General features: G+C 44.0%; 19 protein-coding genes. 17 read left to right on the top strand and 2 right to left on the bottom strand.

The annotated features are described in order from the left end of the window. Positions 1-24 precede the first annotated feature (24 nt). Entirely contained in the window at positions 25-1371 is a 1347-nt protein-coding gene (locus tag ACTW1R_RS08565; protein WP_005226134.1) for a DEAD/DEAH box helicase, read from the top strand. A gap of 31 nt (positions 1372-1402) precedes the next feature. Here the strand turns inward: ACTW1R_RS08565 and ACTW1R_RS08560 are convergent, their stop codons facing one another. Continuing rightward, on the bottom strand, positions 1403-1846 hold the full coding sequence (locus ACTW1R_RS08560; protein ID WP_060791948.1) for a GNAT family N-acetyltransferase: 444 nt from the start codon (positions 1844-1846) through the stop codon (positions 1403-1405). A 70-nt stretch (positions 1847-1916) separates the two neighbouring features. Between ACTW1R_RS08560 and ACTW1R_RS08555 the strand changes: the two genes are divergently transcribed. From ACTW1R_RS08555 to cls, 4 genes are all read left to right on the top strand, one after another. Further along, on the top strand, positions 1917-2969 hold the full coding sequence (locus ACTW1R_RS08555; protein WP_074535777.1) for a DUF7278 family profilin-like fold-containing protein: 1053 nt from the start codon (positions 1917-1919) through the stop codon (positions 2967-2969). 351 nt (positions 2970-3320) lie between these two features. Beyond that, positions 3321-5963, top strand: a complete 2643-nt coding sequence (alaS, locus tag ACTW1R_RS08550) for an alanine--tRNA ligase (protein ID WP_271813820.1) — start codon at positions 3321-3323, stop codon at positions 5961-5963. Positions 5964-6239: 276 nt separating this feature from the next. Then, entirely contained in the window at positions 6240-7382 is a 1143-nt protein-coding gene (locus ACTW1R_RS08545) for a cation diffusion facilitator family transporter (protein ID WP_115232332.1), read from the top strand. 24 nt (positions 7383-7406) lie between these two features. Next, positions 7407-8873, top strand: coding sequence for a cardiolipin synthase (cls, locus tag ACTW1R_RS08540; RefSeq protein ID WP_159161355.1), 1467 nt, complete (start codon positions 7407-7409; stop codon positions 8871-8873). On the opposite strand, the gene ACTW1R_RS08535 is transcribed toward cls, so the two are convergent. Continuing rightward, positions 8853-9269: a ribonuclease HI family protein gene (locus ACTW1R_RS08535; RefSeq protein ID WP_159161354.1), complete on the bottom strand. Its 417-nt coding sequence runs from the start codon at positions 9267-9269 to the stop codon at positions 8853-8855. The two genes, cls and ACTW1R_RS08535, sit on opposite strands and share 21 nt — an antisense overlap. Before the next feature lie 65 nt (positions 9270-9334). Here ACTW1R_RS08535 and ACTW1R_RS08530 point away from each other — a divergent pair, with 65 nt between their 5' ends. The 12 genes from ACTW1R_RS08530 to carB all read left to right on the top strand — a co-directional run bounded on the left by ACTW1R_RS08530 (position 9335) and on the right by carB (position 22975). After that, on the top strand, positions 9335-9745 hold the full coding sequence (locus tag ACTW1R_RS08530) for an EbsA family protein (RefSeq protein ID WP_005231379.1): 411 nt from the start codon (positions 9335-9337) through the stop codon (positions 9743-9745). A 207-nt stretch (positions 9746-9952) separates the two neighbouring features. Next, complete coding sequence (locus tag ACTW1R_RS08525) at positions 9953-11623, top strand: formate--tetrahydrofolate ligase (RefSeq protein WP_159161353.1); 1671 nt, start codon at positions 9953-9955, stop codon at positions 11621-11623. A gap of 228 nt (positions 11624-11851) precedes the next feature. Next, positions 11852-12259: a hypothetical protein gene (locus ACTW1R_RS08520; RefSeq protein WP_010748376.1), complete on the top strand. Its 408-nt coding sequence runs from the start codon at positions 11852-11854 to the stop codon at positions 12257-12259. Beyond that, positions 12252-12959, top strand: coding sequence for a CBS domain-containing protein (locus tag ACTW1R_RS08515; RefSeq protein ID WP_156236199.1), 708 nt, complete (start codon positions 12252-12254; stop codon positions 12957-12959). The genes ACTW1R_RS08520 and ACTW1R_RS08515 overlap by 8 nt, the downstream gene beginning before the upstream one ends. Continuing rightward, complete coding sequence (gene lspA, locus ACTW1R_RS08510; RefSeq protein ID WP_005226122.1) at positions 12956-13441, top strand: signal peptidase II; 486 nt, start codon at positions 12956-12958, stop codon at positions 13439-13441. Before ACTW1R_RS08515 ends, lspA begins: the two co-directional genes overlap by 4 nt. After that, a complete protein-coding gene (locus ACTW1R_RS08505) occupies positions 13425-14333 on the top strand; it encodes an RluA family pseudouridine synthase (protein WP_218213390.1) in 909 nt (302 codons plus the stop codon). The genes lspA and ACTW1R_RS08505 overlap by 17 nt, the downstream gene beginning before the upstream one ends. A gap of 243 nt (positions 14334-14576) precedes the next feature. Continuing rightward, complete coding sequence (pyrR, locus tag ACTW1R_RS08500) at positions 14577-15113, top strand: bifunctional pyr operon transcriptional regulator/uracil phosphoribosyltransferase PyrR (RefSeq protein WP_005231374.1); 537 nt, start codon at positions 14577-14579, stop codon at positions 15111-15113. 19 nt (positions 15114-15132) lie between these two features. After that, positions 15133-16413, top strand: coding sequence for a solute carrier family 23 protein (locus ACTW1R_RS08495; RefSeq protein WP_005226119.1), 1281 nt, complete (start codon positions 15133-15135; stop codon positions 16411-16413). A 47-nt stretch (positions 16414-16460) separates the two neighbouring features. After that, on the top strand, positions 16461-17387 hold the full coding sequence (locus ACTW1R_RS08490) for an aspartate carbamoyltransferase catalytic subunit (RefSeq protein ID WP_005226118.1): 927 nt from the start codon (positions 16461-16463) through the stop codon (positions 17385-17387). Positions 17388-17423: 36 nt separating this feature from the next. Beyond that, positions 17424-18707, top strand: coding sequence for a dihydroorotase (gene pyrC / locus ACTW1R_RS08485; protein WP_005226117.1), 1284 nt, complete (start codon positions 17424-17426; stop codon positions 18705-18707). 1 nt (position 18708) lies between these two features. Beyond that, positions 18709-19788, top strand: coding sequence for a carbamoyl phosphate synthase small subunit (locus tag ACTW1R_RS08480; RefSeq protein ID WP_010748372.1), 1080 nt, complete (start codon positions 18709-18711; stop codon positions 19786-19788). A 1-nt stretch (position 19789) separates the two neighbouring features. Continuing rightward, positions 19790-22975 (top strand): carbamoyl-phosphate synthase large subunit, encoded by a 3186-nt coding sequence (carB, locus tag ACTW1R_RS08475; protein ID WP_118215192.1) that lies wholly within the window; start codon positions 19790-19792, stop codon positions 22973-22975. Positions 22976-22996 lie beyond the last annotated feature (21 nt).

Genomic DNA, 22996 nt, shown 5'->3' with positions numbered 1-22996 from the left:
TGCTAAAAGAAAGAAGGTGTTTGAATGTCTTTTGAGTCATTTAAATTTCAACCATTTATTTATGAAGCACTTGCTGATAAAAAGTTCTCTAAACCAACAGAAGTGCAAGAAAAACTGATACCTGTTATCCAAAAAGGACGCAGTGTTGTAGGGCAATCACAGACCGGAAGTGGTAAGACCCACACATTTTTACTGCCGTTGATGGATAAAATCGATGCCGAAAAAGATGAAGTGCAAGTAGTGATCACTGCACCGAGTCGTGAATTAGCCACGCAAATCTATCACGCCGCAAAACAAATCGGCGGATTTCATGATCCTGAAATTCGAGTGTCAAATTTCGTCGGAGGAACGGATAAGCAACGTCAATTAAGCCGTCTGCAAAATCAACAGCCCCATGTCGTGATTGGGACACCTGGTCGTATCTTGGATATGATCAACGAACAAGCGTTAGGGGTTCACACTGCCAATGTATTTGTCGTGGATGAAGCAGACATGACCTTGGATATGGGCTTTTTGGAAGAAGTCGATCAAATTGCGGGGCGTTTGCCTGAGAAACTACAAATGCTGGTTTTCTCCGCAACGATTCCAGAGAAATTGCGCCCATTCTTGAAAAAATACATGGCCAATCCATTGATCGAAGAAATCAAATCGAAAGCAGTCATCTCTGATACGATCGAGAATTGGTTGATTTCTACCAAAGGGAAAAATACCAATAAATTGATCTATCAATTATTGACTACAGGCCATCCCTATCTTGCCATCGTTTTTGCCAACACGAAGAGCCGTGTGGATGAAATTACGGATTACTTAAAGGAACAAGGCTTAAAAGTAGCGAAGATCCACGGCGACATCAGTCCTCGTGAAAGAAAACGGATCATGCGCCAAGTGCAAAATTTGGACTACCAATATGTTGTCGCAACAGATTTAGCTGCGCGAGGAATTGATATTGAAGGGGTTTCTCATGTCATCAATGCTGAGATTCCAGCTGATTTAGACTTCTTTATCCACCGTGTTGGTCGGACCGGTCGAAACCAAATGGATGGGACCGCGATCACTTTATATGATCCAAGCGATGAAGGGGCAATCCAAGCCATCGAAGATCTAGGGGTTGTTTTCCAACCGAAGGAAATCAAAAATGGCGAGATCGTTGCGACTTACGATCGGAATCGTCGGCAAAAGCGGGAAAAATCTCGTGACGAATTAGACCCAACCTTGATTGGCTTAGTCAAGAAAAAGAAGAAAAAAATCAAGCCTGGCTACAAGAAAAAAATTCAATGGGCTGTTGATAAGAAGAACAAAGAAAAACGGAAGATCGAACGTCGTCAAACGACTCGAACGGCCCGCAAAAACAAGAAAAATTCGAATAGCTAATGCTTAGCAAAACAGCAGTCAAGGAAGAGAACTACTCTTCCTTGACTGCTGTTTTTAATTGTTTGGTCATTTCTACACACAATACGCCATCTTCAGCATAGGGTTCAGATGTTTTTTGATACCCACAGGATTCATAAAACGCACAAGCGTCGATCTCTGCGGATAACACTGATTGGAGGGCACCCTCTTGGACACCACGCATTTCGAGATAATGCAATAATTTGGTGCCGTATCCTTGGTGCCGATAGGCCTTGGCTACGCAAAACCGATCAGGTTGCAGAGTGTTCGGTGAAGAGAATTGATAGCGAATGGTCGCGATCGGGATGCGTCCATCTAACCAAAGATAGTATGGGCAAGTTTGGTCTTTTTCATCAAATTCCCAATCTATAGGAATGTGCTGTTCTTCCACAAAAACGGCTTGCCGCAGGGCGAAAACCGCTTGTAGCATCCACGGACTGCGTCCAAAATAAAGCATCAGTCGTTTTCCTCCTTTTTCGTGGTATACTCGTTATATAGTAATTGTAGCAGATGAGAGGAGAAATGACGTGGATTTTTTTGAGGCGTTACAATGGTCAAATTGGAAGACACTGTCCTTTGAAATCAAAGAACAGCTGATCCAGCAAATTTTAATGTATTTTGTCAGTCCTTTAAAGGAGATCACCGATGTCCATTTTAGTCAGTTGACGTATGCAGGGTTGAAATGTGCTACCTTTGAATTAACGATCGATGGCGAAGACTTTGTCTTTATACCAGGGAATTCTGAGGCGATCTTAGGTTGGGATCTCGGTGTGCAAGGATTACCGGCTACTTGCTGGAGTAAAAATTGGCAGTCAGCCCCCAACGAAATCATTCGCCAGTTGGAAACAATCTATGAGTTAGAAACCAGCCAGGATTGGGGGATTTTTGTCAATGAGTCTACGAGCCCTTTGCGCAAAGCTGTGATTGATCCTATGCTAGTCCAAAAAAGTTCTCTGCCTGCTGGCGCAAGGTATATCGGGCAGTTAAATACGATCACTGGGGAGTTTCACGGGTTAGTCGATCAATTCAGTGTTTTCGAAAAAGAGCTAAAGGCACAATTCACAGCACCAGCGTCCTTTGAGGAAAGCTTGCGTTGGGAATTACCCGCTTTTTACCACGAAGAGAATCGCTATTTTGCTGCACTCGAGCCGTTATCGGAAACCTATCAGTTATTTACCCACGAATCCGTCAGTCAAACAGAATTGAAACAGCAGTTAGACAAACAAGGCTTTCAGCTGCTATCAGAGGATCAATGGGAATACGTTTGCGGTGCTGCGACTCGGCGACTTTTTCGCTGGGGCAATGAAAAGTCCTGCGACGATGGTGTCTCTTTGTCAACCGCTGAATTGCTTGAACCGAATTTATTTGGCTGCACCTATGGGCTTGCGGATGCGTGGGAGCTGACAGATGGCTTGTCTTTAAAAATGGAGAACTGGCAGATTTGTGGGCATCCTTTATTCGATGCCTTGCCATATGCCAGTTATTACCGTTCACGGAAAATGCTGCAGCCAGATCAAAAGCTTTCTCCCCAGAGCTATCGTTACCGCAAAGCGATTCTGATCAACAAAGAACGGATTTGAGGATTGACTTTTTCGAAACATTTCCTTATACTTTGAATGACGAAGGATATGGTCGGTTTGATGATTCATTACAGAAAGTTTTTCATTGCTGAGAGAAAAACATGAATTCGGACGGATTGCTCCCTTTGGTGCTCAACTGCAGCAGAAATGTTGCCGTCCACTCCGCGTTAACGAGTCTAAGAGGTAATGAGTCACATCATTGCAAGCAAGGTGGTACCGCGTATCGACGTCCTTGCTCTGCAATGGTGTTTTTTTATCGTCAAAATGACTCTACAGGAATAAGAGCGCCTTACCAGCAATTTTGTCAGCCCCTGTATCTTAAGCGAACACAGAAGAAAGTAGGAGAATAACGTGAAACAATTATCCAGTGCAGAAGTACGCCAAATGTTTTTGGACTTCTTTCAATCAAAAGGACATTCCATCGAGCCGAGTGCGTCCCTTGTTCCAGTCAACGATCCAACCCTGTTATGGATCAATTCAGGGGTGGCAACGCTAAAAAAATATTTTGATGGCAGTGTTGTTCCTGAAAACCCAAGAATTACCAATGCGCAAAAATCGATTCGGACTAACGACATTGAAAACGTTGGGAAAACAGCAAGACATCATACGATGTTTGAAATGCTAGGCAACTTTTCAATCGGCGATTACTTCAAAAATGAGGCGATCCATTGGGCATGGGAGTTTTTGACCTCACCAGAATGGATGGCTTTTGATCCAGACAAATTATATGTCACGGTTTATCCAAAAGACACAGAAGCAAAACGGATTTGGGCAGAGGAAGTCGGCTTACCACCAGAGCATATCGTTGAGATTGAAGACAACTTTTGGGACATCGGTGCAGGACCTTGTGGACCGGATTCAGAGATTTTCTATGACCGTGGTCCTGAGTTTAATGACGTAGCGGAAGATGATCCTGAAAACTATCCTGGTGGCGAAAATGAACGCTATTTGGAAATCTGGAATCTGGTCTTTTCAGAATTCAATCATCAACCAGATGGCTCCTATGAACCATTACCACATAAAAACATTGATACGGGGATGGGGCTGGAACGAATGGTTTCCATCGTTCAAAATGCACCAACCAATTTTGAAACAGACTTGTTTCTGCCGATCATCAATGCAGTGGCAGATCTAAGCGGTCGTGTGAACTACGGCGACAGCAAAACGACAGATATCTCCTTTAAAGTGATTGCAGACCATATCCGCGCACTTTCTTTTGCGATCGGCGATGGGGCACTTCCTTCAAATGAAGGTCGTGGCTATGTTTTACGTCGTTTATTACGTCGTGCAGTCATGCATGGGAAAAAATTAGGGATCGATACTGCCTTCTTATACAAATTAGTACCGATCGTTGGCGAGATCATGGAAAGCTACTATCCTGAAGTACTAGAGCAGCAAGAATTTATTGAGAAAGTGATCCGCAACGAGGAAGAACGTTTCCATGAAACGATCAATGAAGGGTTAGATATTTTAAATCAAGTGATCGCCCAAGTAAAAGCAGACGGTCAAGATACGTTAGCTGGTCAAGATATTTTCAAATTGTATGACACTTACGGCTTCCCAGTTGAATTGACAGAAGAAGTGGCGGAAGACGAAGGGTTGAAAGTGGACCACCAAGGGTTTGAACAAGAAATGGATGCACAACGTGCCCGTGCTCGTGCGGCTCGACAAACGGAGCTTTCAATGGGCGTACAATCCGCTTTATTGACAGATATCAAAGTAGACAGCCGTTTCGTTGGCTATGATTCACTTGAAGCAAACAGCGAATTATTAGTGATCATCCAAGCCGAAGCGTTACATGATTCTGTTTCGACAGGTGAAGCAAAACTGATTTTTGCCGAAACACCATTTTACGCAGAAATGGGTGGACAAGTTGCGGATACAGGCACGATCGTAGCAGAAGATGGTACGATTGTAGCGGAAGTGACGGATGTCAAAAAAGCACCGAACGGTCAGTTCTTGCATACTGCTACAATCAAAGCGCCAATAAAAGAAGGCGTGAACTATTTCTTACAAGTGGATCAGCATCGTCGCAATAAGATCATTAAAAATCATACGGCGACTCACTTATTGCATAAAGCCTTAAAAGAAGTATTAGGCAGCCATGCGAACCAAGCAGGTTCATTAGTTGCTCCAGGACATTTGCGCTTTGACTTTAGTCATTTTGGGCAAGTGACCAGCGAAGAGCTGAGCCAAATGGAACAAATCGTCAACCAGAAAATTTGGGAAGCTCTTCCTGTTGTGACGATCGAAACGGATATCGATACCGCAAAAGGCATGGGAGCGATGGCACTCTTTGGTGAAAAATATGGGCATGACGTTCGCGTCGTCAATGTTGCCGATTGGTCGATCGAATTATGTGGGGGAACCCATGTAGCAAATACGGAGGATATCGGTATTTTCAAAATCGTTTCTGAATCAGGGATCGGTGCTGGTGTTCGTCGAATCGAAGCAGTGACTAGTCAAGAAGCTTATACGTTATTGCATGAAGAAGAAGCGCAATTAAAAGCAATTGCAGGGATCGTTAAATCCGCCCAATTAAAAGAAGTCGTTGCCAAAACAGAACAACTGCAAGCGCAGCTGCGTGAATTGCAAAAAGAAAACGAAGCTCTTGCCAGCAAGTTAGCAAACCAGCAAGCAGGGGATGTTTTCAAAGATGTTAAAGAAGTAAATGGTCTGCGTCTGATCACAGCAAAAGTGACTGTAAAGGACATGAACCAATTACGTCAACTAGCTGACCAATGGAAACAAAAAGACCATTCTGATATTTTAGTGTTAGCTACCGCGAATGATGGCAAAGTGAATCTTTTAGCTGCCATGAACAAAGCAGCCAACGAAAAAGGATTGAAAGCGGGCGATTTGATCAAAGAGATCGCACCTAAAGTTGGCGGCGGCGGTGGCGGCCGTCCTGATATGGCACAAGCCGGCGGGAAGAATCCAGAAGGAATCGCAGCAGCACTTGAGACAGCAGCAGCGTGGTTAGCTGCCAAGTAAGCACACTATGGTTGAATCTGTACCCGCGAGTTCCTTTCCTTTAAGAAGATAGGTGAAAGAGGAGTGTAGGTCTTTAACACATTCCTTTTTTGAACGAAGATGACGGAGGGGGAGACCCTTCCGTTATCTTTTTCCTTTTTTCCTACGTGTTATCTGAAAATGCGTTTGATAATTGAAGGGAATTCGCTTTTTTTTCGAAAAAACGATACGAATAGTTGTTTAATTGAATTCCTTCGGGGTAAAATAAGAAAGATGGTTTTTTGAGAGGGTGATGATTTGCTAAACTTTTTTTTAGATCGTAGCAAAAAAAATGGTGTCTACGAACGTACAGCCATCGGGAAATTAGCAGGCAGCCTCGGGTTGCTTTCCAACCTACTATTATTTGCTGGGAAATTTATCATTGGCTTATCTGCCCAGTCTGTTTCGATTATGGCAGATGCCATCAACAGTCTTTCAGATACCGCTTCGTCTATTTTAACATTGATCGGTTTTCGGATCTCTGCGAAACCAGCCGACAGTGAACATCCATATGGTCATGAGCGATTTGAAGCCATCAGTGGGTTTGTAGTATCTTTGATCATCACGTTTGTTGGCGGCCAATTTCTCATTAGCTCTGTGCAACGCATCATGGAACCGACAAGTATCCGTCTTTCCCCACTATTGTTTATCGTTTTGGTCTTATCGATTTTGATCAAAATCTGGCAGGGAGCGATGTACCGCAAACTGGCGAACCTGATCGGCTCTCAAACACTTAAAGCCAGCGGACAAGACAGTCTCAACGATGTGTATACAACGGGGGCAGTTTTGTTTTCAGCGACGATCGAGTGGTTGACTGGCCTACGTATCGATGGCTTTGTCGGCTGTCTGATTGCCTTGTATATTTTGATTAGCGGAATCAAAATGATTCGTTCCTTTATCAACGAATTATTAGGGGCACGCCCAACGCAAGAAGAAGTAGCTGCCATGGAGCAACGCTTGGATCACTATCCGACGATTCTCGGTTACCATGATTTACTGGTTCATAATTACGGACCGAAAAATCGCTTTGCCAGTGTGCATATCGAAGTGGATGAAACGTGGTCTTTACGAGAAGCGCATGAGGTGATTGATGCGATTGAACAAGATTTTCGCCAATCTTTAAAGGTCGACCTGGTCTGTCATCTTGATCCAGTACCAATTCAAGATCAGCAGTATCGGCATTTAAAAAAAGAAGTGTCAAAGATCATTCGCTTCGTTGACCCACAGTTACGGATGCATGATTTTCAGGTCAAAGGAGATCTGTTGGCTTTTGATTTAGTGATTCCCGCAAAACCGGCGTATAGTGATCAAGAAATCGAAGAAATGCTGAAACAAAAAATCAAAGAAACACTAGGGGACTATGAATTGAAGCTTGCTTTCGATCACAGTTACCTATTATAGGGTTACAGGATATAGGAGGAAACTATGATAAAAATGGATATGAGCATGATTTCCACGGTATTATTGGCACTTTTGTTTATTAATACGATCGCTGCCTTTATTACTGTTTTTCGGAAACCACGCTCGATTGCAAGTGTCTTTGCTTGGATGATGACGTTGGTATTCATCCCCGGCATCGGGTTCTTGTTGTACTTGTTTTGTGGTCGGGGGATCGACGGAGAAATTATTTATAAATTTAGTGAGCACCACCAAAGTAGAATCAATGAGTTGAATCAAATCATCAAAGTGCACAATTATTCTTTTCCTGAACATCCTTACTCAGATGACAATCATCTATTAGAGCGCTATTTTAAGAACCTTGATGAATCGCCCTTGACGAAAGGAAACAAAGTAGAATTTTATACAGATGGAAAAGAAAAATTTGCCGCATTGTTTGAGGACATGAAGCTAGCAGAAGATAATCTGCATGTGGAGTATTATTCGTTTTTTAATGATGAGATCGGTGGCCAATTCTTGTCAATCTTGATCGATAAAGCCCGTGAAGGTGTTGAAGTGCGTTTGGTCTATGATCCATGGGGGTCGCCGAAGGCCAATCGGAAATTCTTTCAACCGTTGATTGATGCCGGTGGAAAAGTCGTGCCTTTCATCACTTCGAAGAACCTAATCCGCAACACACGATTGAACTACCATCTACATCGAAAAATCGTTGTGATCGACGGTCAAATCGGATGGACTGGCGGCTTTAATGTCGGCGATCAGTATTTAGGGAAAAAGGCCAAATTTGGCTATTGGCGAGACACCCATGCGAGAATCGTAGGTACTGCCAGTTTTACACTACAAGAGATTTTTATTCGTGACTGGAACGCATCTGTAAAAAGAGAAGAGGATCAGCTGGAATACGAGGATCGCTACTTTATTCTACCGCCGAAAGAGCGCTCTGGAAATGTTGATTTGCAGATCGTCGCTGATGGGCCTGAAAGTGAGACCCAAATTCTCAAAGGCGGTTTTGTAAAAATGATCTTAGCTGCCAAAGAATCGATTTGGATCCAAACGCCTTATTTGATTCCTGATGACAGTATGATGAACGCATTGGAAATTGCCATCCACTCAGGTGTAGACGTTCGAATCATGATTCCATGTATGCCTGACCACCCATTCATTTATCGGGCAACACAGCATTATGCCAATTACTTGCATCGCCGTGGTGCAAAAATCTACATCTATAACAATGGTTTCCTCCATGCGAAGACGGTCATGATGGATGATACCATTAGTTCCTTTGGGACGACGAATCAAGACATTCGGAGTTATGCCTTGAATTTTGAAGTCAACGCCTTCGCCTACGATCACGATGTCACGCAAACGTTGAAAGGCTTCTTTGAAGAGGATATGGCACAATCAACATTACTGACGGATGAAATTTTGGCGAAGCAATCTTACTGGTTGCGCTTCAAACAAAACTTCTCTCGGTTATTGTCTCCGATCCTTTAATTTCATCGCTTTTGCTAATCCTTGGCGTGCCAAATGGTCGGCACCTTTGTTTTGACTCTCAGGGACCCATTGGATGATTGCTAAAGCGAACTGTTTCAACAAGTATTGAATTTCTGTTAAATAATCAGAAAAAGCAGGGTTTTTGGTATAATTCTTGTCGATGGTCTGCGCAACGACTTTGCTGTCGATATAGAGCATAATTGTCTGTTCCTGTAAACCTTTGTCAATCAGCAGCTGCAACGCGTTGACCATCACAGCGAACTCTGCTTGGTGGTTGGTTGAATCAGGTAGCGGAAACGCAATTTGTTCATGCAGATCAGTACCGACAATGACGATTCCACCGCCACTAGGGCCGGGGTTGCCTTTCGTGGAAGCATCAAGATAAACTTTTAACATTGTCTCACCCTTTTTTGATATGATAAAGATAGTATACTAGAAATTTTATGTTGTGAGGAACTTTTATGAAGCGTAAATTGTATTGGCAACCGGAAGCTGCTACAGCGATCATTTATTGGTCGTTTACTATGATGATATTATTTATCAGTTTGATTCTTTCGTTAGAAAATACCAGACCTTATTGGAAAAGCAACCTCGTTTTAGCCGTCTTTTTCTTTTTTGTATGGTTAGGGATTCACCGAAGCATGCTCATCAGGAATGATTTGCTCCTGATTCGCTATGCGCGCTTATGGAAGAAAAGCCTTATTTCTTTACCTGAGATAGAAAAATGGCAAATTATAAACCGTTTAATAAGCATTACCGATCATCAAAAAACGTATACCTTCACGTTGCGTAAAAAAGATGTGGCATGGTTAGAAACTTTTTTTCAAGAAAAAATCCCTGAAAAAAGGGTGCAGGTCAAAACCAACGAGTAATTCATAGGAATCTAGAAAGCAGCGATCGCTCCTTTTGGCGTTACAGCCTTAGGAGGGACGTTGTTTTTTTTACATAAAGGATTCGTGAAACTTCTTGTAAAAGTGTGAAAAATCTCTCTTTCTTTCTGAATAAAATCAAGTATAATAAGAGCATAGCAAACAAAACACATTTTAAAGTGCTAAATAGTTCGTGAATTGAGGGTAAAAATGAAATCAGATATCGAAATTGCACAAGAATCAATGCCTAAACCGATTATTGAAATTGCTGAACCACTTGGTTTAACAGGCAATGACCTGGAACTTTATGGCAAGTATAAAGCAAAAATCGAATGGTCGGCAATCACCGAAAAAGCAAACAATCCGCTGGGTAAACTCATTTTAGTCACAGCGATCAGTCCGACACCCGCTGGAGAAGGCAAGTCAACCGTGACCATTGGACTTGCAGATGCGTTAAATCAAATCAGCAAGCAAACCGTCATCGCCTTACGTGAGCCATCTTTAGGACCAGTAATGGGCATCAAAGGCGGCGCCACCGGCGGCGGCAAAGCACAAGTGTTGCCGATGGAGGACATCAACTTACACTTCACTGGCGATATGCATGCGATCACAGCAGCAAACAATGCCTTGTCTGCATTGATCGATAACCATATCCAGCAAGGCAATGAGTTGGGGATCGACGGACGTCGGGTCACATGGAAACGGGTTGTCGATTTGAATGATCGAGCGTTACGACAAGTGATCGTCGGTCTAGGGGGACCGTTACAAGGCGTTCCCCGAGAAGACGGTTTTGACATCACCGTTGCTAGTGAAATCATGGCGATTTTGTGCTTGGCAACAAGTATTGATAATTTAAAAGAGCGATTAGGAAAGATTTTAATTGGTTATTCTTTTGAGAAACAACCGATTTACGTAAAAGATCTGGCGGTCCAAGGTGCTTTAGCCTTACTTTTAAAAGATGCCCTCAAACCGAATCTTGTTCAAACGATTGAAGGAACCCCTGCGCTGATCCATGGCGGACCTTTTGCGAATATTGCCCATGGGTGTAATAGTGTGATCGCAACCGAGACGGCTTTGCACTTAGGCGAATACACGGTGACCGAAGCTGGGTTTGGTGCTGACTTAGGGGCAGAGAAATTTCTTGATATCAAAACACCGAACTTATCAAAGGCACCAGATGCGATCGTAGTAGTAGCGACGATCAGAGCACTGAAGATGCATGGTGGGATCGCTGTGGCTGATTTAGGGACAGAAAACTTAAAAGCATTAGAGTTAGGCTTCAGTAATTTAAAGCGACATGTTGAAAACATGCGTAAATACGGGATTCCAGTTGTCGTTGCGCTTAATGAGTTCTCACAAGACACCGAAGCGGAGCGAACACTAGTCGAAACCATGTGCCAGCAAATCGACGTCACCATCGCACGGACAGCCGTTTGGGCAGACGGTGGTGCAGGTGGAACGGATCTAGCAAAAGCAGTGGTTCAAGTAATCGAGGAAAAACCTGCCAACTATCAACGCTTGTATACCGACGATTTGCCTTTAGCGGATAAAGCTTCTTTGATCGTGCGGGAAATCTATGGCGGGGCAGAGGTTGAGTTTGCGCCGAAAGCCAAGGCACAGTTGCAAAGCTTCAAAGAACAAGGCTGGGATCAGCTGCCGATCTGTATGGCAAAAACCCAGTATTCCTTTAGTGATGATCCAAAGCGATTGGGCGCACCAGATGACTTTACAGTAACGATTCGCGAATTCGTGCCAAAATTAGGGGCTGGCTTTATCGTAGCCTTGACTGGTGCCGTGATGACGATGCCAGGATTACCGAAGAAACCTGCCGCCATCAATATGGACGTGGCTTCTGATGGCCAAGCGATCGGTCTTTTCTAAAAGAGCTATCACAAACAAAGAAGGCATTCGCGGCATTTGAAACGGAAAAACGGAAAGAGATGACTTGAAAGGACGGGTGCAAGCGGCATTCGTCTTTTTCTCGTTCATTAGACGTGATGGAAGATAAAAGTAGGGATTCTTGTTATAATAATCAAGGAAGCAAGCAAAAGTCTATTTTCTTTCTTTTGATAATCAAGTATACTTAACCAATTGAGGTGATCTTTGTCAATGGAGCTACAACTAACTAGGAGGACTGGTTTTTATGGAATGGGCAGTCCCTTGGAGGTCATGCAAGGAAAAAAAAGAATCGCTGCCATCAATCATCAGCAAACGATTTTTTTGGCGCTGGCTGAGCAGACGCCGATTCGTGTGCGCATGTTTTTTTTAGAAAGTCAGCCTTTTCAGTTACCAAAAGGCCAATCAGCGCTCAAGCTGGAGGTCGTGATGAATCCTGCGCTTAAAAGAATATATATCGGCTTTTATTTAAGCCTTTTTCTCATGATGGGGGTATTGGGCTTATTATCCATCTCCCTTTACTCGTTGCTTTTTGTCGGTGTGTATTTAGTGGCATATTTTGTCTTTGTTTTGATTTATTTAAAAAAAGCGTATCTTATCAAGGAGGTTCCTCATGGCTAGTGGTGCAGATCAATTTTTGAGCAGTTTTAATCGAATCGAAAAGCGGCTTCGTGACGAATTGGATAATCCGCGGAATATGGGTTTTTCTGAAATGGTTCGTCGCTTGTCAAAAAGCAAAAATATCAATGTCAGAAGAGCAGAAGATGATCTATTACAAATGGCTCAGCTGCGCAATGCCATCGTACATGAAAAAATCGGAGAAAACTTTGTCATTGCAGAACCGAATGAATGGGTCGTCAATCGCATCCAAGAAATTGAACGCTCCTTACTGGCACCTGAAAAAGTCATGCCGCGTTTTGCGAAACGAGTGACTGGTTTTGAAAAGCACCTGCCATTACCAGAGTTATTGAAAATCGTTGCACAAAAGCGCTATTCACAATTTCCGATCTATGATAATGGTCGATTTTTGGGCTTGATCACCTTGCGGATGCTGGGATACTGGTTAGCGAAAGAAAGCCTCCATGGTGAAATCAAGGTGGCAGGCAGAACGGCAGATGAATTATTAGCAGGAGATGGGAAACGATCGAATTATTGTTTCGTGTCGGCTGAAACGACCATCGTAGAAGTGGAAGAATTGTTTCAAAAAAATGCCCTGCTTGAGGCGGTTTTGATCACCAAGGATAAAAATCCGAATGGAAATCTCTTGGGCATCATCCGTCCACGAGATATTTTTAAAGAAGAAAGAGTGGAAAATTTATGATCGCGTTGTTTTTTTTGTTAAGTGCTGTTGTCATTGGCTTGGATCAATGGCTGAAGATTTGGATCGTTGCCAATTATCAACTGGGTGAAACACATTCTCTGATCGACAATGTGTTGTCCCTGACCTATCTTCAGAATACGGGCGCAGCTTGGAGTATTCTAGAAGGAAAAATCACCTTTTTTGCGATCATCACCGTTATCGCGGTTGCTGTTGTTGTTTACCTATTGTTTCGCTACCAAAAAAGCAGTCTATGGTTTCGTTTCGGACTGGCGTTTGTTCTAGGTGGGGCGATCGGTAATTTTATCGATCGGTTGCAGCATGGCTTTGTGGTCGATATGTTCCAGCTTGATTTTATCAATTTCCCAATTTTCAATATCGCTGATATGTCATTAGTGTTCGGGGTGATCTTGATTTTTATTTATGCACTGGTAGATGACGAAGCAAAAGGGAAACAAGGAGAATCAAATGGAAAAGCAAATTGAAGTAATCATTAAAGAAGAAAAAGGGCGGGTCGACAAAGTGTTGGCTGAACGCTTGCCAAATCATAGTCGGTCACAAATCCAGCAGTGGCTAAAAGAAGCTGCGGTCACATTGAAGGGCGAAACGGTTCGGGCAAATTATAAGGTAAAAGCAGGTGATCACTTGATCATCCAAGTACCAGAACCTGAAGTTGTAGACTTACAACCAGAAAATATTCCTTTGACGATCGTCTATCAAGATGCTGATGTGGCAGTCATCAACAAACCGCAAGGGATGGTGGTTCATCCATCCGCTGGGCATCCAAATGGCACCTTGGTTAATGCGTTATTGTACCATATGGATGATTTATCCACGATCAATGATGTTGTTCGGCCAGGAATCGTTCATCGAATCGACAAAGATACGTCGGGTCTGTTAATGATCGCCAAAAATGATCAGGCACATGAGTCGTTAGCGAAACAATTGAAAGACAAAACATCGTTACGCAAGTACGTAGCATTGGTTCATGGTACGATCAGCCACGAAAAAGGCACCATCAATGCACCAATCGGTCGCTCAAAAGTCAATCGCAAAATGCAAGCCGTGATCGAAAATGGCAAACCCGCTGTCACTCACTTCACCGTGTTGGAGCGCTTCGAGCAGTTCACCTTAGTAGAACTACAGCTGGAAACAGGAAGAACCCATCAAATAAGAGTCCACATGCAGTACATCGGTTTTCCGCTAGCTGGCGATCCGCTATATGGACCTAAACGCACGCTAAAAGGCAATGGGCAGTTTTTACATGCCAAGCTTCTAGGCTTCACCCACCCAACAACAGGCGAGTCGCTGGTCTTTGAAGCGCCATTACCAGAGCTGTTCGCGGACACGTTAAAAAAATTGCGAAAAAATGATTGATTTTTTTGTGTGAGAACTGTATAGTAATTGTAACAACTAAATAGCTCCTTTAAATGTAGTCCCGTGAGGCTAAGAAGGAATGAGTAAGCAGACGACTCCCGCGTTGGAGATTCGAACCCTTACTAGATGATAACGTGTACCCAAAATCCACAGAATGGGATTTTAGGCAACGATCGGAAAACATGACTCCTACCTCAAGCAGGTAGGAGTTTTTTTATGTTCAAAATTAGGAGGGAATAACATATGGCAGCGAAAGAAGTAGTAGATGCAGTAACAATGAAACGAGCGTTAACGCGGATCACCTATGAAATTATAGAAAGAAATCGCGGCATTGATAACTTGGTGCTGGTAGGGATCAAAACCCGCGGCATCTATATCGCGCAACGAATAGCAGAACGTTTAAAACAACTAGAAGGCGTAGAAGTACCTGTCGGTGAATTGGACATCACCTTGTACCGAGATGACAAAAAGACAGAAGATGATCCAGAGATCCATTCATCAGACATCCCGACTGCCATTGATGGCAAAGAAGTCATCTTGATCGATGATGTCTTGTTTACAGGACGGACGATTCGGGCAGCTTTGGATGCCATCATGGATATTGGTCGACCAAAAAGAATCTCACTCGCCGTTTTAGTTGACCGCGGTCATCGTGAACTGCCGATTCGGGCAGATTTTGTTGGAAAAAATATTCCAACTGCTTTAAGTGAAGAAATTATCGTGGAGATGGAAGAATCAGATGGTTCTGACCGGATCATGATCAATAAAGAAAACGACTAGGAAGAAGAGTGACAGCAACATGCAGAAGCAAGAATTTCGTAATCCAGACGCAGTTTTAGACATCAAAGATCGGCCCAAAGCACTGCCTTGGTTAGGCCTAAGCTTACAACATCTTTTCACGATGTTTGGGGCAACCGTTTTAGTTCCGATCCTCGTTGGGATCAACCCCAGCATCGCTTTAGTTAGTTCAGGTATTGGAACATTGGTTTACTTGGTTACGACGAAAGGGAAGATTCCAGCGTATCTAGGCAGCAGCTTTGCGTTTATCGCAGCGATGCAGATGCTGATGAAATCTGACGGCTACCCAGCTATTGCACAAGGCGCCATCACGACTGGGTTGGTCTACGTGATCGTTTCGATGATCATAAAACGTGCAGGTGCTGCTTGGTTGGACAAGATCTTACCACCGATCATTGTCGGTCCTGTGATTATGGTGATTGGATTAGGGTTAGCCGCTAACGCAGCTCAGAATGCGATGTACAATGACTCAGTCTACGATTTCAAGTACATTCTGGTAGCCTTGGCTACCTTAGGATTAACGATTTTCTTCAATATGTTTCTGCGAGGGTTCTTAGGACTGATTCCGATCCTTCTGGGGATCGTGGGCGGATACTTGATCGCCTTAGCAGCGGGAATCGTCGATGTACAGCCCATCATTGACGCCAACTGGTTTGGCATGCCGAGCTTCGAGATTCCCTTCATTAACTATGAACCAAAACTGTATCTGAATGCGATCACGACGATGGCGCCGATCGCTTTTGTTACCATGACCGAACACATCGGTCATCTGATGGTCTTGAACAAATTAACGAAGCGGAACTTTTTTGAAGAGCCAGGCTTGAACCGAACACTTTTGGGCGATGGTTTTGCTCAAATCGCAGCCGGTCTCGTTGGGGGACCCCCAGTGACAAGTTACGGAGAAAACATCGGGGTTTTAGCAATTACACGGGTCCACAGTGTGTTCGTCATCGGTGGTGCGGCAATTCTAGCCATCGTACTAGGCTTCGTTGGAAAACTAAGCGCATTGATCTTAAGTATTCCTGGTCCAGTCATCTCAGGGATCAGCTTCCTGCTCTTTGGCGTCATCGCTGCCAGCGGGTTGAAAATTTTGATCGACAATAAAATCGATTTTGATCGTAAGAAGAATTTGATCATTGCGTCAGTGATCCTTGTGGTAGGAATCGGCGGGCTTGTCTTCACGGTCGGTACCTTCACCTTATCCGCAATGGCGTTAGCAACTGTCCTAGGAATCTTCTTGAATCTTATTTTACCTGACAGCTCTCGCAGCGAAGAAAAATAACTTGTGCCAACTCATCGTTTAAACAGAATCAAAGGAGGAATTCATTCATGATTATTCAATCCGAAAGAATCAGCTTAAAGCATCTTTTGACGGTCGAAGCATTGACAGACCGTGAAGTGATGGGACTCATCCGCAGAGGACAAGAATTCAAAAGAGGGGCGAAATGGATGCCCCAAAAAGAACAATATTTCGCAACAAATCTCTTTTTTGAGAACAGTACCAGAACCCACAAAAGCTTCGATGTTGCTGAGAAAAAACTAGGGATCGAAGTCATCGAATTTGAAGCCTCCACCAGTTCTGTTCAAAAAGGCGAGACCTTGTATGACACGGTCTTGACGATGTCGGCTTTAGGTGTAGACGTTGCGGTCATTCGCCACGGCGATGAAAACTACTACGACTCTTTGATCCAAAGCAAAACGATCCAGTGCAGTATCATCAATGGCGGGGACGGCAGCGGCCAACACCCAACGCAATGTTTGCTAGATCTGATGACAATCTATGAAGAGTTCGGGCACTTTGACGACTTGAAAGTCGCAATCGTAGGCGACATCACCCACTCACGGGTCGCAAAATCAAACATGCAAATGTTGAAGCGTCTCGGCGCGAAAGTCTTCTTCTCAGGTCCAAAGGAATGGTATGACGAAGAATTTGAAGTATACGGTCACTGGATGCCACTCGACGAATTGGTCGCAGAAGTCGATGTCATGATGATGCTTCGTGTCCAGCACGAGCGCCATGATGGAACGGAAAGCTTTTCAAAAGAAGAATACTTAAAAAATCACGGGTTGACCGTCGAACGCGCCGCAAGAATGAAAGAGCATGCGATCATTATGCACCCAGCACCAGTCAATCGCGATGTGGAGTTAGCTGATGCCTTAGTTGAAAGCTTACGCTCGCGCATCATCACCCAGATGTCCAATGGCGTCTTTGTTCGAATGGCAATTCTTGAAGCGGTGTTGAACGGTAAGGCCTAACAGGCAAAAAGGAATGAATTAGAGGAGGAAGTTTACATGAAAACACTCATTAAAAACGGTAAAATCATCAAAAAAGACAATCACTGTGTGCCTGCAGCAATTTGGATCGAAGACGGAATCATTCGCGGGATCGGTACAGCATTTCCCGAAACAGATTTTGACGAAGTCATCGATGCCAAAGAGCAATTGATCACACCAGGTTTAGTGGATGTTCATGTACACTTCAGAGAACCGGGCTTTGAATACAAAGAAACAATCGAAACGGGCAGCATGGCAGCCGCTCGTGGCGGGTTTACGACAGTTTGCGCAATGCCAAACCTTGACCCAGTTCCTGATACACCAGAAAAATTAGCAGCTGTTTACGAAAAAATCAACGCAGATGCATCAATCAACGTCTTACAATACGCCCCGATCACCGAAAACTTGCGCAGCGAAACGTTGACGGATGCAGCTGGAATGAAAGCCGCGGGGGCATTTGCCTTAACAAATGACGGTGTCGGGGTTCAGACTGCTGGCACAATGTATTTGGCAATGAAGCAAGCCGCCGAAAATGACTTGGCATTGGTTGCCCATACAGAAGATGATTCCTTACTCTTTGGCGGCGTGATGCATGCTGGTAAAAAAGCGGAAGAACTTGGATTGCCAGGGATCTTGAGTGTAACAGAAGCTTCTCAAATCGCTCGGGATGTGCTTTTGGCGGAAGCAACAGGAGCCCATTACCATGTCTGCCATGTCTCTACGAAAGAAAGTGTTCGAGTGATTCGAGATGCCAAAAAAGCTGGGATCCATGTGACAGCCGAAGTTTCTCCCCACCATTTGCTTCTCATCGATGAAGATATTCCTGCCGATGAAGGCTTTTGGAAAATGAACCCACCGTTACGTGGGCAAGAAGACCGTGAAGCGTTGATCGAAGGTCTGTTGGATGGCACGATCGATTGTATCGCGACGGATCATGCCCCACATGGCTATGAAGAAAAAATGCAAAGCTTTTTAAAAGCACCCTTTGGCATCGTCGGATCAGAATATGCCTTCCAATTGTTGTACACTCATTTTGTGAAAACAGGACGCTTTACTTTGCAGCAGCTAGTGGATTGGATGACCGTGAAACCAGCGTCGCTCTTTGGTCTAAGTGCTGGAACGATGATGGTCGGAGACAAAGCCGACCTGGCAATTTTTGACTTAGAATCAGCTTATAACGTGGATCCTAAGCAATTCCTATCAAAAGGAGTCAATACGCCTTTCGGTGGATGGACGTTATATGGGGATACGAGTTATACATTTGTAAATGGTAAAACAGTATGGCAAAAAGGTGGGCAATAATATGAAGCGTTGGCTTATTTTAGAAGATGGAACATACTTTGAAGGCGAAGGGTTTGGTGCCAGTGTCAATGTTTTTGGTGAGATCGTTTTTACCACAAGCATGACAGGGTATCAAGAAGCCATTACGGATCAAAGCTTTAACGGACAAATCATTACGTTTACGTATCCGATGGTTGGCAATTACGGCGTCAACCGAGACGATTACGAATCAATTTCACCGACTTGTAAAGGGGTTGTTGTGAAAGAACACGCGCGTCTAGCAAGCAATTGGCGGAAACAGCTGACGTTAGACGAATTTTTAAAACGCAAAAATATTCCAGGGATTGCAGGAATCGATACACGAGCGCTGACGAGAAAGATTCGTCAACACGGAACCATGAAAGCGAGTATCGTTGATGCAGGCGATGTCTTTGATCATGCCTTTGATCAATTAAAAGCGGCGGTTTTACCAACCAATCAAGTGGCACAAGTTTCTACCTCAAAACCTTATCCAAGTCCTGGAACGGGTCGCAATATTGTGGTTATCGACTTCGGCTTGAAGCACAGTATTTTACGGGAGTTGTCACGCCGCAACTGCAATTTAACGATTTTGCCATACAATACGACAGCCCAAGAAATTTTAGACCTCGCACCAGATGGTGTAATGCTGACGAATGGACCAGGAGATCCAAAAAGCTTGCCAGAAGCAATTAAAATGATACAAGGGATTCAAGGCAAGGTACCAATCTTCGGGATTTGTTTAGGCCATCAGCTCTTCTCATTAGCGAATGGGGCAGATACCTATAAAATGAAATTCGGTCACCGCGGATTAAACCATCCGGTAAGAGAGATCGCCACTGGTCGGATCGATTTTACCTCACAAAACCATGGCTTTGCTGTGGATGAAGCATCCATCGATCCAGAAAAACTAATGGTAACCCACGTCGAAGTAAACGATGGCACGATCGAAGGGGTTCGTCATCGCCGTTACCCAGCATTCAGTGTCCAGTACCACCCAGATGCGGCACCGGGCCCGCATGATGCAGTCCACTTATTTGACGAATTTTTAGAGATGATCGATGCATGGAAGGAGCAGAACTAATATGCCAAAACGTACAGATATCAAGAAAATCATGGTTATCGGTTCTGGACCGATTATTATAGGACAAGCGGCAGAGTTTGATTATGCCGGTACACAAGCTTGCTTAGCTTTACGAGAAGAAGGCTACGAAGTGGTGTTAGTCAATTCGAATCCCGCAACGATCATGACGGACAAAGAAATTGCTGACAAAGTCTACATTGAACCAATCACATTTGAGTTTGTCTCACGGATTTTACGTAAAGAACAGCCTGATGCAATTTTACCGACATTAGGCGGACAAACGGGCTTAAATATGGCGATGGAATTAGCCAACTCAGGTATTTTGGATGAATTAGGAATTGAGTTGCTAGGAACCAAATTAGCAGCAATCGACCAGGCAGAAGACAGAGATTTATTCAAACAATTAATGGAAGAATTGGATCAACCGATCCCAGAATCAGAAATCGTGTCAACGGTGGAAGCAGCAGTTGAATTTGCGAAAAAAATCGGCTTTCCAATCATTGTTCGTCCTGCATTTACGCTAGGGGGAACGGGCGGCGGCATGTGTAACAATGAAGAAGAACTTCGCCAAATCGCTGAAAACGGCTTGAAGCTCTCGCCAGTGACCCAATGCTTGATTGAACGGAGTATTGCTGGATATAAAGAGATTGAATATGAAGTGATGCGAGATTCTGCTGACAACGCGATCGTCGTTTGTAATATGGAAAACTTCGATCCAGTCGGTATCCACACCGGCGATTCCATCGTCTTTGCGCCGAGCCAAACTTTGTCAGACCATGAATACCAAATGTTACGGGATGCCTCATTAAAAATCATCCGCGCGTTAAAAATCGAAGGTGGCTGTAACGTTCAGTTGGCGCTTGATCCTCATAGCTTCAACTACTATGTCATTGAAGTAAATCCACGGGTCTCACGTTCCTCTGCGTTAGCAAGTAAAGCTACAGGGTACCCGATTGCCAAACTGGCAGCGAAAATTGCCGTCGGTTTAACATTGGACGAAATGAAAAACCCAGTCACAGAAACCACCTATGCAGAATTTGAACCCGCCCTTGACTATGTCGTCGCAAAAATTCCTCGCTGGCCGTTTGACAAGTTTGAAACTGGGGAACGTCGATTAGGAACACAAATGAAAGCGACTGGTGAAGTGATGGCGATCGGTCGTAATATTGAAGAGTCATTATTAAAAGCCGTTCGTTCATTGGAGATCGGCACACACCATATCGAAATGAAAGAATTAGAAGGTCTTTCTGACAATGATCTGATGGAAAAAGTCATCAAGGCGCAAGATGATCGCCTATTCTACGTCATGGAAGCCATCCGAAGAGGGTACACCATCGAAGATTTGAACGAAATGACGAAAATCGACTTGCTCTTCTTGGATAAGATGCTTCACATCTTTGAGATCGAACAAGCATTAGCAAACGAACCACAATCCCTTGATGTGTTGAAAAAAGCCAAGCAAAACGGCTTTACGGATAAAAAGATTGCTGAGCTGTGGGAAACCACGGAAGCTGAGATCCGCACGCTGCGTCATGAGCAAAAGATTTTGCCCGTCTACAAAATGGTAGATACCTGTGCCGCAGAATTTGAATCAGCAACACCTTATTTCTACAGCACCTATGAGTTTGAGAATGAAAGCAAGCGCAGTGAAAAAGAATCTGTTCTTGTCCTAGGTTCTGGACCGATCCGAATCGGACAAGGGGTGGAGTTCGACTATGCAACAGTGCACTCGGTGAAAGCGATCCAAGCTGCTGGCTATGAAGCGATCATCATGAACAGTAATCCTGAAACGGTTTCGACTGACTTTTCTATCTCCGACAAGCTGTACTTTGAACCATTGACCTTAGAGGATGTCTTACACGTCATCGACTTGGAACAACCAATTGGGGTCATCGTCCAATTTGGCGGGCAAACGGCGATCAATTTAGCAGAGCCTTTAGTAAAAGCTGGGGTCAAAATCTTAGGCACCAGCATTGAAGATCTTGATCGTGCCGAAAATCGTGATCTCTTTGAGCAAGCATTACAAGCGCTAGATATTCCGCAACCACCAGGGGATACAGCGACAAACGAACAAGAAGCGATCGCCATCGCTCAAGAAATCGGCTATCCTGTTTTAGTCCGCCCAAGTTATGTCTTAGGGGGACGTGCGATGGAAATCGTGGAAAACCAAGCCGATTTAGAAGATTATATGCGTCATGCAGTGAAAGCATCACCAGAACATCCTGTCTTGGTCGATCGTTACTTGGTCGGTAAAGAATGTGAAGTCGATGCTATCTGTGACGGCAAAACTGTTTTGATTCCTGGAATCATGGAACATATCGAGCGTGCAGGGGTCCATTCAGGAGATTCAATGGCGGTCTATCCACCGCAAAATCTTTCGGATGAATTAATTGCTACGATCGAAGAATATACCAAACGCTTGGCATTAGGTTTAAATTGTATCGGTATGATGAATATCCAATTTGTCATCCATGAGAACAAAGTGTATGTCATTGAAGTAAACCCTCGTGCTAGCCGAACCGTACCATTTTTAAGCAAGGTAACAGAGATCCCAATGGCCCAAATTGCCACGAAGGCGATTCTCGGAGAAGAGATCACAGCGTTAGGTTATCATGACGGACTTGCGCCAACGCCAAATGAAGTACACATCAAAGCACCTGTCTTCTCCTTTACAAAACTTTTAAAAGTCGATACTTACTTAGGCCCTGAAATGAAATCAACGGGTGAAGTAATGGGATCAGACAAAGATTTGGCAAAAGCACTTTATAAAGCTTTTGAGGCATCAGGCCTGCATATTCCTGAATTTGGAAAAGCACTTTTCACCGTTGCAGACGAAAGCAAAGAAGAGGCAGCAGCACTGGCAGCGCGTTTCGTAGAGGTCGGCTTCACCTTATTGGCTACCAATGGAACCGCCGATTACTTTGAAGAAAAAGGACTACAAGTGACTCGGGTTGCCAAGATTTCCGAACAGCAAGCAGAAGAAACGGTTGTTGATTTGATCCGTAAAGGAACGACCCAAGTAGTAGTCAATACCATGGACAAAGATCGCCAAAATGCAACGGAAGACGGATTTATCATCCGCCGAGAAGCGGTGGAACATGGTGTACCGACCTTTACTTCTCTTGATACAGCGGATGCGATTCTAAAAGTGATGGAATCCCGCAGTTTTTCAACAAAAGCAATTTAACGCAGATAAAGGAGTTTTTTG

The sequence above is a fragment of the Enterococcus sp. R12 genome (assembly GCF_058135755.1).
This window is presented reverse-complemented; position numbering and strand designations above follow the sequence as displayed.

Excerpts from the sequence above, each read along its gene's own strand:
- ACTW1R_RS08565 (WP_005226134.1), top strand. The coding sequence starts at position 25 with ATGTCTTTTGAGTCATTTAAATTTCAACCATTTATTTATGAAGCACTT.
- ACTW1R_RS08560 (WP_060791948.1), bottom strand. The coding sequence starts at position 1,846 with ATGCTTTATTTTGGACGCAGTCCGTGGATGCTACAAGCGGTTTTCGCC.
- cls (WP_159161355.1), top strand. The coding sequence starts at position 7,407 with ATGATAAAAATGGATATGAGCATGATTTCCACGGTATTATTGGCACTT.
- ACTW1R_RS08535 (WP_159161354.1), bottom strand. The coding sequence starts at position 9,269 with ATGTTAAAAGTTTATCTTGATGCTTCCACGAAAGGCAACCCCGGCCCT.
- ACTW1R_RS08530 (WP_005231379.1), top strand. The coding sequence starts at position 9,335 with ATGAAGCGTAAATTGTATTGGCAACCGGAAGCTGCTACAGCGATCATT.
- ACTW1R_RS08525 (WP_159161353.1), top strand. The coding sequence starts at position 9,953 with ATGAAATCAGATATCGAAATTGCACAAGAATCAATGCCTAAACCGATT.
- ACTW1R_RS08520 (WP_010748376.1), top strand. The coding sequence starts at position 11,852 with ATGGAGCTACAACTAACTAGGAGGACTGGTTTTTATGGAATGGGCAGT.
- ACTW1R_RS08515 (WP_156236199.1), top strand. The coding sequence starts at position 12,252 with ATGGCTAGTGGTGCAGATCAATTTTTGAGCAGTTTTAATCGAATCGAA.
- lspA (WP_005226122.1), top strand. The coding sequence starts at position 12,956 with ATGATCGCGTTGTTTTTTTTGTTAAGTGCTGTTGTCATTGGCTTGGAT.
- ACTW1R_RS08505 (WP_218213390.1), top strand. The coding sequence starts at position 13,425 with ATGGAAAAGCAAATTGAAGTAATCATTAAAGAAGAAAAAGGGCGGGTC.
- pyrR (WP_005231374.1), top strand. The coding sequence starts at position 14,577 with ATGGCAGCGAAAGAAGTAGTAGATGCAGTAACAATGAAACGAGCGTTA.
- ACTW1R_RS08495 (WP_005226119.1), top strand. The coding sequence starts at position 15,133 with ATGCAGAAGCAAGAATTTCGTAATCCAGACGCAGTTTTAGACATCAAA.
- ACTW1R_RS08490 (WP_005226118.1), top strand. The coding sequence starts at position 16,461 with ATGATTATTCAATCCGAAAGAATCAGCTTAAAGCATCTTTTGACGGTC.
- pyrC (WP_005226117.1), top strand. The coding sequence starts at position 17,424 with ATGAAAACACTCATTAAAAACGGTAAAATCATCAAAAAAGACAATCAC.
- ACTW1R_RS08480 (WP_010748372.1), top strand. The coding sequence starts at position 18,709 with ATGAAGCGTTGGCTTATTTTAGAAGATGGAACATACTTTGAAGGCGAA.
- carB (WP_118215192.1), top strand. The coding sequence starts at position 19,790 with ATGCCAAAACGTACAGATATCAAGAAAATCATGGTTATCGGTTCTGGA.